Annotated in this window: 13 protein-coding genes; all 13 read left to right on the top strand. The window is 67.5% G+C overall.

Annotated features, from left to right (window positions below; all coding sequences use genetic code 11):
* The coding region (locus RMO89_RS15705; protein WP_409035565.1) for a sigma-54 interaction domain-containing protein at nucleotides 1-1,226 on the top strand (1,226 nt) is incomplete at its 5' end.
* A complete protein-coding gene (gene fliE, locus RMO89_RS15700) occupies nucleotides 1,223-1,585 on the top strand; it encodes a flagellar hook-basal body complex protein FliE (RefSeq protein WP_310534287.1) in 363 nt (120 codons plus the stop codon). The genes RMO89_RS15705 and fliE, both read left to right, overlap by 4 nt.
* Nucleotides 1,586-1,588: 3 nt before the next feature.
* Nucleotides 1,589-3,238 carry a flagellar basal-body MS-ring/collar protein FliF gene (gene fliF / locus RMO89_RS15695; protein ID WP_310534286.1) on the top strand — a complete coding sequence of 550 codons (1,650 nt, stop codon included), beginning with the start codon at nucleotides 1,589-1,591 and terminating at the stop codon, nucleotides 3,236-3,238.
* The gene (gene fliG, locus RMO89_RS15690) at nucleotides 3,235-4,263 is read left to right on the top strand and encodes a flagellar motor switch protein FliG (RefSeq protein WP_310534285.1); all 1,029 of its coding nucleotides are present in this window, start codon (nucleotides 3,235-3,237) and stop codon (nucleotides 4,261-4,263) included. Before fliF ends, fliG begins: the two co-directional genes overlap by 4 nt.
* A complete protein-coding gene (locus RMO89_RS15685; RefSeq protein ID WP_310534284.1) occupies nucleotides 4,256-4,855 on the top strand; it encodes a FliH/SctL family protein in 600 nt (199 codons plus the stop codon). Before fliG ends, RMO89_RS15685 begins: the two co-directional genes overlap by 8 nt.
* A gap of 139 nt (nucleotides 4,856-4,994) precedes the next feature.
* The gene (locus tag RMO89_RS15680; RefSeq protein ID WP_409035566.1) at nucleotides 4,995-6,338 is read left to right on the top strand and encodes a FliI/YscN family ATPase; all 1,344 of its coding nucleotides are present in this window, start codon (nucleotides 4,995-4,997) and stop codon (nucleotides 6,336-6,338) included.
* The gene (locus RMO89_RS15675) at nucleotides 6,322-6,753 is read left to right on the top strand and encodes a hypothetical protein (RefSeq protein WP_310534283.1); all 432 of its coding nucleotides are present in this window, start codon (nucleotides 6,322-6,324) and stop codon (nucleotides 6,751-6,753) included. Before RMO89_RS15680 ends, RMO89_RS15675 begins: the two co-directional genes overlap by 17 nt.
* A gap of 31 nt (nucleotides 6,754-6,784) precedes the next feature.
* Nucleotides 6,785-8,524, top strand: coding sequence for a hypothetical protein (locus tag RMO89_RS15670; RefSeq protein WP_310534281.1), 1,740 nt, complete (start codon nucleotides 6,785-6,787; stop codon nucleotides 8,522-8,524).
* A 28-nt stretch (nucleotides 8,525-8,552) separates the two neighbouring features.
* Nucleotides 8,553-9,140 carry a flagellar basal body-associated FliL family protein gene (gene fliL / locus RMO89_RS15665; RefSeq protein WP_310534280.1) on the top strand — a complete coding sequence of 196 codons (588 nt, stop codon included), beginning with the start codon at nucleotides 8,553-8,555 and terminating at the stop codon, nucleotides 9,138-9,140.
* Complete coding sequence (locus tag RMO89_RS15660) at nucleotides 9,137-10,033, top strand: FliM/FliN family flagellar motor C-terminal domain-containing protein (RefSeq protein WP_310534278.1); 897 nt, start codon at nucleotides 9,137-9,139, stop codon at nucleotides 10,031-10,033. The genes fliL and RMO89_RS15660 overlap by 4 nt, the downstream gene beginning before the upstream one ends.
* Before the next feature lie 20 nt (nucleotides 10,034-10,053).
* On the top strand, nucleotides 10,054-10,308 hold the full coding sequence (gene fliN, locus RMO89_RS15655) for a flagellar motor switch protein FliN (protein ID WP_310534291.1): 255 nt from the start codon (nucleotides 10,054-10,056) through the stop codon (nucleotides 10,306-10,308).
* A 5-nt stretch (nucleotides 10,309-10,313) separates the two neighbouring features.
* Nucleotides 10,314-10,598 carry a flagellar biosynthetic protein FliO gene (locus RMO89_RS15650; RefSeq protein ID WP_310534276.1) on the top strand — a complete coding sequence of 95 codons (285 nt, stop codon included), beginning with the start codon at nucleotides 10,314-10,316 and terminating at the stop codon, nucleotides 10,596-10,598.
* A complete protein-coding gene (gene fliP / locus RMO89_RS15645) occupies nucleotides 10,595-11,326 on the top strand; it encodes a flagellar type III secretion system pore protein FliP (RefSeq protein ID WP_310534274.1) in 732 nt (243 codons plus the stop codon). The genes RMO89_RS15650 and fliP overlap by 4 nt, the downstream gene beginning before the upstream one ends.
* The last annotated feature ends 75 nt before the right edge of the window (nucleotides 11,327-11,401 follow it).

Genomic DNA, 11,401 nt, shown 5'->3' with positions numbered 1-11,401 from the left:
GGCATGCTCCGCTGGTCCAGCGCGCCGCAGCGATCATCGGATCAAGCCCGGCGCTGCGTTGCGCCGGAGAACCGGCGGCGCCCGGCCCCGGCCCCAGCGTCAGTCTGGAACGGACTGACCGCAATCAGCTGCGCCGCGCTGGCCCGCGCGGGGCCGTCAGCCTGTCCTTCCGCGATCCGAGCAGCATTGCTGTGCTTGCAGCGTTGCTCGCAGCGCAGGCCGCGCCGGGAATGCCGATTGCGGCTGATCCCGAAACGCTGTCGGTGCTGGCGCTGGCCGAACGCTTGGCCGCCAGCGAAATTCCGGTGCTGATCGGCGGACCAACCGGCACCGGCAAGGAAGTGCTCAGCCGCTTCATCCACGCCCGCAGCCCGCGACGGGACAAGCCGTTCGTCGCGGTCAACTGCGCCGCCATGCCCGAAACCATGCTGGAAGCTATGCTGTTCGGCCACCAGAAGGGATCTTTCACCGGCGCCACCGGCACCAACGAAGGCTTTTTCCGCGCAGCCCACGGCGGCACGCTGCTGCTCGACGAGATCGCCGAGATGCCGCTTTCGCTGCAGGCCAAGCTGCTGCGCGCGCTGCAGGAAGGCGAAGTCGTGCCGATCGGCGCGACCCAGCCGATCAAGGTCGACGTGCGCGTAATCGCCTGCGCCAACCGCGATCTGCCGCTGGAAGTGCAGGAAGGCCGCTTCCGCGCCGACCTCTATTACCGGCTCAACGTGTTCCCCCTGGCGCTCAAGCCTCTGCGCGACCGCGCAGAGGACATCGCCCCGCTCGCCTTCGCGCTGATCCTGCGCCACGCACCCCGCGGCCTGCCCGCGCCGTGGATTTCGGATGCGGCGCTGGCCATGCTCAAGCACCACGGCTGGGCCGGCAATGTCCGCGAGCTAGAAAACGTCGTCCGCCGCGCCCTGCTGCTGTCGCAGGGCCAGCCGCAGATCGGCCCCGAACACATTCACTTCGATTCTGCCGCAAGGCTGGTCGAAGCGGGTGCGTCCGTCACCGGGGGGGATGTACCCGTCTCGATCCCGTCCGGTGGCGGCCGCAAGCTTTCCAACATCGTCCAGATCCACGAAGCCCGCGCGATCATGGAAGTGCTGTCGTCCTGCGGAGGCAGCCGGGTCGAGGCGGCGCGCCAGCTCGGCATTTCGGAGCGCACCCTGCGTTACCGGCTCGCCTCGTTCCGTGATGCCGGCATTGCGGTGGCCGGAGGCCGTCGATGAGTATCGGGGGCATCAGTGGTGGTGGCGGAGGGATTCAATCGATCCTCGCCATGCGCCAGCAGATCATCGAGAAATCGAACCTGCTGCAGCAGGTCAAGGCGCCCACCCCGGCCGAACAGCCGACCGGCACCGGTCCGGCCGAAGGCTTTACCGGTGCGCTCAAGGATGCGCTCGATTCGGTGAAGGAAACCCAGGCCAAGTCCGAAGACATCACCAACGCTTACCAGCGCGGCGAAGTGACCGACGTGGCCAAGGTGATGCTCGCCCGCCAGGAGGCCTCGGTCGCCTTCGAAGCCACCCTGCAAACCCGCAACAAGCTGCTGTCCGCCTATCAGGACATCATGCGGATGGGAGTGTGATAGATGGCTGATCTGGCACCCGCCGTGATTTCCCCGGCCCCCGCACCTTCGCTGCTTTCCCCGCTCACCGATCCGGCAGGCGGGCCGGCACTCACCCGGCTCAAGAGCTTTACCTCGCAAGGACCGGTGCGGCGGATGCTGCCATGGTTCGGCGGCGTGGCCGGCATCGGCCTTGTCGCACTGGCTTGGGCCACACTCTCACCCGCGCCGCAGCGCGTGCTTTATACCGAGCTCAATGACGGCGAGCGGGCCAAGGTCGTTTCCGCGCTCGACAAGGCGCAGATCGCCTATGCCATCGACAACCAGACCGGCACGCTGACCGTCGGCGAGGATGACCTTTACAAGGCGCGGATGCTGGTGGCCGAAGATGGCGCGCTGGCCGCACCTGCCGGCGGCGTCGAAGCCTTGCCGATGGGTGCCAGCCGCACGATGGAAGGCGAACACCTGCGCACGGCGCAGGAACGCGAACTGACGCTGTCGATCATGGAAATTGACGGGGTGGAGGCGGTGCGCGTCCACCTCGCTCAGGCCGAAAAGTCGGTTTTCGTGCGCGATAATATCGCGCCATCGGCCTCGGTCATGGTCCGCCTCGCCCGTGGTCGCTCGCTGGGAGACAGCCAGGTCGCCGCCATCGTCAACCTCGTCGCCGGATCGGTGCCGGGGATGTCGGCGGATTCGGTGCGTCTGGTCGATCAACACGGCCGCCTGCTGACGGCAAAGGTTGCCGGCGGCAACGAACGGATCGAGATGCAGGGCCAGCTGGAGGAAAAGCTGCGCGCGCAACTGGATGCCCTCCTGACGCCCATGCTGGGCGCGGGCAATTTTTCGAACGAGGTCCAGGTCGAACTCGACATGGATCAGGTCACTTCTGCGCGCGAATCCTATGACAAGCAGGGTGTTCTGCGCAGCGAGACGCAGGCCGCATCGCAGACCACCGCCACCACGCCGGCGACCGGTGTTCCGGGAGTCCTGTCCAACACGCCGCCGCCAGCTGCGACGGCCACTCCCGCGCCGCCCACGGGCACGCCCGCCGCCCCGGCAGGCACCACCCCGCCGGCCAATGGCGAAAGCTCCGCGACGCGCAATTACGAACTTGGCCGCGAGGTTGCCGTGTCCAACGGCGCCCCCGGCAAGATCAAGCGCCTGTCCGTCGCGGTGGCGCTCTCCGGAGCCGTCATGGCCAAGGCCAAGCCGCAGGACATTGAACAGATCAAGACGCTGGTCAGCGCCGCCGTTGGCGCCAACCCCCAGCGCGGCGATCAGGTGGCGGTGATGGTCCGCACTTTCGACGCTTCGCAGGTCGAGGCCCTGCCGATCTATGAGCAAGGCTGGTTCCTCACCCTCGTGCGCTATGGTGCGGCGCTGATCGGGGTCATTCTCGTCCTGCTGCTCGGCGTGAGGCCGCTGGTCCGCGCGCTGAAGCGTGAGCCCGCCCCCGCCGAAACGCCGCTGCTCGCCGACGCCACAATCAATGAACAGGCCGATGCAGCAACCCAGAAGATGAAGGACCCGGTCACCGGCGCCATCGACGCGGCGCTGCTGGGCAGGCAGGTTTCGATGGCCCAGACCATCGTCGCCGAGCGGCCTGATCAGGCGGTGGAAGCCCTGCGCGACATGCTCCGTCCCGCCGATCCGGAAGGAGCCGCCGCATGAGCGCCGCCCCCGCAATCGACGCCCAGTCACTGGGCGATGCCGAACGCGCCGCCGTGATGATGATGGTGCTCGACGATGATCAGGCGGCCAGCCTGCTCTCCCGCCTCGAACCCGCCGAATTGCGGCTGCTGGGCGAAAAGATGTGCGCGCTGGGCGAGATTGGCCCCGAGGTCATCGCCCATGCCATTACCAGCTTCGTTGCGCGTACCGAAAAGCTCGGCCTCACCGCGCATGACCGGCTGGGACAGGTAAAGAGCATGATGACCCGCGCCGTTGGCGGGGTGAAGGCTGACAACATCATGGCGCGCATCGCGCCTGACATGCGCCCGCCCAGCCCGCTCGAACTGGCCAAATGGCTCACCCCCGATTCGCTGCTGCCGCTGGTGCGCGAGGAGCATCCGCAGGCCATCGCCGTCCTGCTTGTCCAGCTCGATCCCGAGGTTGCCGCCGAAGTTCTCTCCGCCCTGCCCGCCGCGATCCAGCCCGAAGTCGTGCACCGCATCGCCACGCTTGGTCCGGTCGCGCCCGAGGCCTTGCAGATGCTCGAGGACCTGCTCTCCGCCCGGATCCGCGAACGCCATGGCAGCGCGCCGCTGACCATGGGCGGACCGCGCGAAGCAGCCGACCTGATCAACGGCGCCGGCAAGGCCGTCGAAAAGCGCGTCATGCCCGAGATCGGCAAGCTCGACAAAGCCCTCGCGCGTGAGATCGAGAGCGAGATGTTCAAGTTCGAGCACCTCTTCGTGCTCGACCCGCAATCGATGGGCGCCCTGCTGCGCGATGTCGAAAGCGACGTGCTGATCGATGCGCTCAAGGGCATCGACGAGGAGCAGCGCAATGTCTTCTTCCGCGCCATGTCGAGCCGCGCTGCCGACGGGGTGAAGGACGAAATTTCCGCGCGCGGCCGGCTCAAGATGGCCGACGTGCTCACCGCGCAGAAGGCCATCGTCACTGTCGCGCGGCGTCTGGCCGCCGAAGGCACGATCGTGTTTGGCGTAGGCGGCGGAGACGACGAATATGTCTAGCCTCGCCGCGCTTTCCTCACTGCCACAGGAAACGGGCTTCCGCGAGGACCTGCGCTATGGCGCGTCCGCCGAGGCGCGCGCGCAGGCCTATCATGCGCCGTCCGAACCCGTGGAGCCGCCGCAGGACCCGATCGAAGTCGCCTTTGCCGAAGGCTACGCCGCCGGACTGGAAGCGAGCGCCGCCGATGCTGCCGCGCGGATCGCTGCTGACGATGCCGCCCGCGGCAAGCTCGGCCTGTCGCTCGCCCGGCTGGACGGCGAGATGGCCGAGGACCTGCGCCAGCGCTTTGTCGATACGGTGATCGCGCTGTGCGAAGCCACGTTGGTGCCTTTCGCAGTCGATGAAACCGCGCTGGCAACCCGCGTTTCGCGCGCCGTGGCCATGCTGTCCCGCGCCGATGACGAGCGCGTGATCCGGCTCAACCCGGAGGACCTCAAGCTCGTCGCCGGCAAGCTCGACGAACAATGGAACGTCCAGCCCGATCCCGCCCTGCCGCGCGGTGAACTGCGCGTGGAATCGGCCAACGGCGGCGTTGAAGACGGCCCCGCCCAGTGGCGCCGCGCCCTGATCGAGGCGTTTGAGGCATGTTGAGAAACACTCCCAACCCTTCGTCACCCCCGCGAAGGCGGGGGCCCATCTCCGGCCCGTGCGAAATCGGACAGGGCAGGAGATGGATCCCCGCCTTCGCGGGGATGACGAACGTGGGGTGGGTAGAGAGCAGGATGCCGCCATGCTAACCGCGCTCACCGAACTGCTTGACGGCATGCAGGCCGCGCAGCCCGATTTCACACCGCATCGCTATGGTCTTGTCGCCGCCTGCGATGGCGGATTGCTGGAGATCACCGGGCTTTCAGTGCCGGTCGGCGCACTGTGCCGCGTCAGTCACGGCCCCCGAAGTGAACTGCGCGGCGAACCGCTTGCCGAAGTCATCGGCTTTCGCAACGGCCGCACGCTTGCCATGCTGCTGGGCGATACCGTCATGCTGCGCCCGGGCGCGCGGGTGCGGCCTGAGGGACGGCCCGGAATGCTGCTTGTCGGCGAGGCCTACCTTGGTCGCGCGGTCGATGGCGAGGGTCACCCGATCGACGGGCTCGGCCCGATCCATGTCCGCCACGAATGGCCTGCGGGAGGCGTGCGCGCCTCGGCGCTCGATCGCTCTCCGGTGCGGGAGACTTTCGATACCGGCGTCCGGGCCCTGAATGCGCTGACGACGTTTGGCGTAGGCCAGCGCATCGGCGTGATGGCGGGGTCTGGCGTGGGCAAATCGGTCCTGCTCGACATGATCGCCACCGGGGCCGAGGCGGAGATCGTCATCGTCGGCCTGATCGGCGAACGCGCCCGCGAAGTCTCCGATTTCGTCGAACGCCACATGGCCGGGGCGAAGCGGGCACGCACCGCCGTGATCGCGGTTCCTGCCGACCATGCTCCCAACCTGCGCCTGCGCGGCGCGCTGCTCGCCACCAGCCTGGCCGAACATTTCCGCGCGCAGGGCCGCAAGGTGCTGCTGATCCTCGACAGCTTGACCCGCGTTGCGCACGCCGGGCGCGAGATTGCGCTGCTGCTCGGCGAACCCGGCGCGGCGCGTGGCTATCCGCCGTCGGCGCTCGCCACGATCACCAAGCTGGTCGAGCGCGCGGGCAATTCGGCGGCCAGCGGCGGCTCGATCACCGGGCTCTACACCGTGCTTGCCGACGGCGACAACCAGGACGACCCGGTAGTCGATACGGCGCGATCGATCCTTGATGGCCATGTCGTGCTCAGCCGAGACCTGGCCCAGCGCGGGCAATATCCGGCGATCGACGTTGGCGCGTCTCTGAGCCGCGTCATGGCCGATATTGCCGCCCCCGATCACTTGCGCCACGCGCGCACCTTCCGCGCGCTTTCGGCTAGTTATGAAGCAAACCGCGACCTCGTGCTGATGGGTGCGTACCGCGCCGGAGCCGATGCCCTGCTCGACCGGGCGATCACCATGCAGGACCGCTTGCGCGAGTTCCTGTGCCAGGAACAGCGCAGCGTCGTGCCGCTGGAAGAGTCGGTAGATGCGCTGGAGACGTTGCTTGGCGAACCGGGCTGATCCGCGCCAGTTGCTGCGCCTGCGCCGGCTCGAAAAGGTTCGCGCCATCGCCAAGGACGCCGCCGCGCGTGAGGCCGCCGAGGCGGAATCGACGCTGGTGCAGCTCGACATTCTCGCCGCCCGCACCGGCCAGCTGATCGGGTCCTACGCGGCCCGCACCGATGTGACCGATGCCGGGGCGCTTCGCATGCTGACCAGCTTCCGCGCCAGTCTTGCCGGGGTGGGCGAGGCAACCCGCGCCGATGCCAGCCGCGCGCGCACCTTTGCCGATGCCAAGCTCGCCAGCCTCGCCGCCGCCGAACGTAGCCGTCAGGCCGTGGAAGACCGCGCGAAAAGCGCCGCCGACGCCATCGATCAGGCCGGAACCCCCGTGGCGCAAGGCGCCCGCCGGTCACTTGGCACAGGTCTTGAATAGACAAGGCGAGACCAAACGGGGGTATTACTGAATGTTCGATCCAGCCGCACTGCTGATCAAGACGATCGGCCTGGCGCTGCCTGTCGAGGCCGCGAACGGCCCCGCCGGTCAGCTGCCGGGCGAAAGCGCGGATGTGGCACGAAACGGCGGATTTGCAGGCCTTCTGGCGCTGAAACTGGAGGGCGCGGAGCCTGCCGTCGCGGTGCCCGGCGCGGCGCAATTGGCGGCCTCGCCAGCCGTGTCGCTCGTCACTACACTCCTCCGGCCGACTGCCGCCACCGATGAGGCGGCAAAGTCCCTGCCGGCAACCGGCAACATCTTGCCGCCTGCTTTGCCGAGCGCTTTGCCCAACTCCGTGCCTGAAGCCGTGCTGACCGCTTTTGCGCCGGTAAAGATGCCCACTCCGGCACCCGCCAAGGCAACGGCCCATGCGCCAGTCCAAGTTCCTGTCCAGATACCCGCCCAAGCGTCCGCCCAAGCGTCCGCAAAGACCGCTGTCTTGCCCGCCCCAGTTGCCCCAACCGCGCTGCGTAGAGCGCCGACATCCTCGGCCAGCGTCGAAACCGCCGCAGTTCCCAATCCTGCAACCAAAGAGGTCGAGCTCGAAACACCGCAGGCCGCGCCTGCCGCTGCTGTGGCAAACCGGCGCGCGGCCCATCGCGTGGCCGTGGCTGTTGCTGCGGTCCTGACCGAGGCCAATGACGTCACTGAAGCGGCGCAGCAAGCGCCTGCTCCGCCGGCCGGCATGCAGCCGGCTCTGCCCGCCGTGACAGCGAAGCCGCGCCCGGCAGCCACCCGCAGCGCCAAGCCGGAAGCTCCCGAGGCTGCCACGCCGGAACAGAACGAACCCGCCAAGGAAGTAGGCGCACCGACCCCGGCCGACCTCGCGCTCGCTGCCCCCATGATCCCCGCACCTCTCGCTGCTGCCGTGGTGGCGCAGGCTCACGAACCTGTAGCGATCGAATTCGCACCCTCCCCTGCGCCCGCCACGTCCGGCAAGGTACCGCTTGCCGCCGCATCCGCCCCTCGCGCGGATATTGCCGTGCAGGTACCCCAAGCCGATGCCGCTCCCGCTCCCGCTCCCGCTCCCGCGCCAGCGCCAGCCCCGGCCCCGGCCATGGCCGCGCAAGTCCGCATCGCGATGCGCTTGCCCGCCGAAGCTGGCCGAGAGGAAGGCGCGGCATCGCAGTCCGCAGCCCCGGCCCGCCGAGCCGAGGAAATCCCTTTCGAGGCCGCCCTGCCTGCCGCATCGCGCGCTATCGCAAGCCCCGCCTCGCTGCCGCCCGCAGTCCCGGTTGCCACGCACGGCCATATAGCAGCGCAGGCACCGGCCACCGTCGAAGCCCCGGCTGACTTCGCCCAGATCGTCGACCGGCTGGTTGCCGCGCGCGATGCGGTCGCCCCGGCCGAGGTCCGCGTCACGATCGACCATGCGCAGTTCGGCAAGGTTTCGGTGGGCTTCACCCCTGAAGCTTCGGGCATGAACGTGACGCTCGCTGCCGCCGATCCCGAATTCGCCCGCGCCGTTGAAGCCGCCGCGCCATTTGCGCCGCCCGCCACCAGCGAAGCGCCGCAAGTTGCCGCGTCCACGCCCGCGCGCGGCGGCGACCTGCCTTCAACTTTCACCGGCCAGCAGGGCCAGCAGAGCCAGCAATCCGGCCGCCAGCAGCCAGCAGCCGATCCGCGCGGTGGTTCCGCTCAGGCAAACACCTCGAACCGCACCCCTGACAGCGAAGCCCGAGGCACCCGTGGCCGCGGCATCTTCGCCTGATCACCTGAAACCCCAAGGAACCTGAACGATGAGCACTGAACCTGAAGCCAAGCCTGCCAAGAAGAAGGGCGGACTGATCAAGAAGCTGATCCTGCCGATCGTCCTGCTCGGCGTCGGTGCAGGCGGGGTCTATGGGGCAATGCTTGCCGGGCTGCTTGGTCACAAGGAAGAGGTCAAGGAAGACAACCGGCCCAAGCTGATCAAGAAGGGCGAGGAAGATCCCTTCGCCGTGAAGAAGGAAGGTGAAAAGGAAGGCGAAGGCGGCGCGGCCGAGATCGAAGGCGATGGCGGCAGCGAATATCGCACGTCCTATTACACCTTCTCGGAAGACTTCACCTCAAACCTGCGCAATTCCGAAGCGCTGGTCCAGATCAGCTTAGCCTGCTCAACCCGCCGCGATGGCCGCGTGCTGATGTGGCTGAAAAAGCATGAACTGGCGATCCGCAGCCACCTGCTCGAAGTGCTCGCCGATACGCCCGAGGAAGATGTCTATACGATCGAGGGCAAGGACCGCCTGCAGAAGCGCATGACCGCCGCGATCAACAAGGTGCTGACCGAAACCGAAGGCTTCGGCGGGGTCGATGCCGTCTACTTCCGCTCGATGCTGGTCCAGTGAAGCCCCAGCGCGCCTTTGTTGCCGAGCGCGTCGCCGCGCAGCACTGCGCCGAACTGATGCGCGGTGCGGGTGGACGTCCGGCGGGTGACTGGATGGCCCTGCTGGGCGCCGCCGGCGACGGCCTGGCGCGCCTGCTCGGCCCCGCACTCGCCCCGCTCTACGGCGGCGAGGCCCCCCGCGTGAAAGCCACGCCCGCGCGGCAGGACGACGAATTGATGCTTGGTGCCGAGATCGGTCCGTTGGCGGCGAACATCCTTTACCGCGTGACGCAGGGCGGAGTGCCCGTGCTGGTATCGATCCAGGCGGCAGCCGTGCTGGGCCTCGTCGACCGCACTTTCGGTGGACGCGGAGATCTGCGCGGCGGACTGCCCGAGCGCTTTCCCCTGTCGGCTGACCTGATGATCCGCCGCATTGAAACGATCCTCACCGCCTGCCTTGCCGCAGCTCTGGGCCTGCCGGAGTCCATGGTTCAGGCGGACCGCCGCGACGGTTCGCTGGCCGCGCTCGCGCCCTTTGCTTCAGGCGCTTCGCTCTCGGCCATGAAGCTCGAAGTGATCGAGGAAGGCCGCGAACCCTGGCCGATCCATATCGCGCTGGCCGAGCCCTTCCTGCCCGCCCTGTTCGATGAGAAGGCCGCCGCTCCGGTCCAGCCCAAGGGCGAGGCCGACCCGCACGCCGCGCCGTTTGCCGACCTCCCGCTCGAAGTCAGCGCCGTGCTGGTCGACATGCGGATGAGCATGGCCGTGCTCGCCGCACTCCAGCCCGGGCAGGTCCTGCCAGTCGCCGTGGCGCGGCAGGTTCCCCTGAAGATCGCCGGCCGCACCATCGCCGCCGGCACCGTGGGCGAGGCCGACGACCGCGTCGCCTTGCGCATTACCCAGACCCAGTATTGAGCATGAAGGACATAGCCACCATGACAGCCCAGAACCGCAGTTTCGATCTTCTGAAAGACGTCGATGTGCGCCTTTCGGTCGAACTGGGCCGCACCGAAATGAAGCTCAAGGACGTCCTGTCGCTCGGTGAAGAAAGCGTGGTCATGCTTGACCGGCTGACCGACGAACTGCTCGACGTGATGGTCAACGGCCGGCTGATCGCACGCGGCGAGATCGTCGCGGAGAACAACCGCTTCGGCCTGCGCATCGTCGAACTCGCCGGATCGGAGGGCTGAGCGCGGTGGTCTGGTACGTCGTCAAACTTATCGTCCTGTTGCCGCTGATCGGCGCGCTGATCTGGGGCAGCCTCAAGCTCATGCAGAAGATGCAGGCGAAATACGGCGGCCCGCCGCAGGGCACGAAATCCGTCCGTATCGTTGAGACGACCATGCTGTCGCCGACGTTGAAGCTGGCGGTGATCGAATTTCATGGACGCGAAATCCTCGTTTCCGCATCACGCAATGGCCTGGTTCGCCTCGCCGAAGCGCCCGCGCGGGAGCGCGGCGCCGAGGAGACGGGGGAATGACCGTGATCGACCTTCTCGCCACGGCTGCCGCGCAGGCGCCCACGGCCATCCCCGGCGCGATTGACCGCGCCTTCACCAGCATCAACGGTGGCCAGCCCAGCGGCATGAGCCTGTCGCTCCAGCTGCTCATCCTGATGGGCCTGCTGACCATCTTGCCCAGCCTGATCCTGATGATGACGAGCTTCACCCGAATCCTCGTCGTCATGGGCATCCTGCGGCAGGCGCTGGGGCTGCAGCAGAGCCCGCCGAACCAGGTGCTGGTCGGACTGTCGCTGTTCCTCACCTTGTTCATCATGGCGCCGACGCTCGAAAAGGTGAACGCCAACGCCATCGCGCCCTATTCGGCCGGTACGATCAACGCCGAACAGGCGATCACCAGCGCCGGCGGCGAATTCCGCCAGTTCATGCTGCGCCAGACCCGCGAGCGCGACCTTTCGATGTTCGCCGACATGGCCAAGGCGCCGAAGTTTGCCACGCCGAATGACGTGCCGTGGTCGATCCTGCTGCCGGCCTTCGTCACCAGCGAGCTCAAGACCGCGTTCCAGATCGGCTTCATGCTGTTCCTGCCGTTCCTGGTGATCGACCTTGTCGTCTCCTCGGTGCTGATGAGCCTTGGCATGATGATGATGAGCCCGACGATCGTTTCGCTGCCGTTCAAGCTGCTGCTGTTCGTGCTGGTTGATGGCTGGGCGCTGCTGATGGGCAGCCTTGCCGCGAGCTTCGGGTGATGGAGGTACTAACGCACAGGGCCTCACCAGATTTGCGAAGCGCATCTGGGGAGGTGGCAGCCATGCAATGGCTGA

The sequence above is a fragment of the Novosphingobium sp. genome, from assembly GCF_031424035.1.
Lineage (GTDB): Bacteria > Pseudomonadota > Alphaproteobacteria > Sphingomonadales > Sphingomonadaceae > Novosphingobium.
Note: the sequence above shows the minus strand (reverse complement) of the source record. Positions and strands in the feature narration are given on the sequence as shown.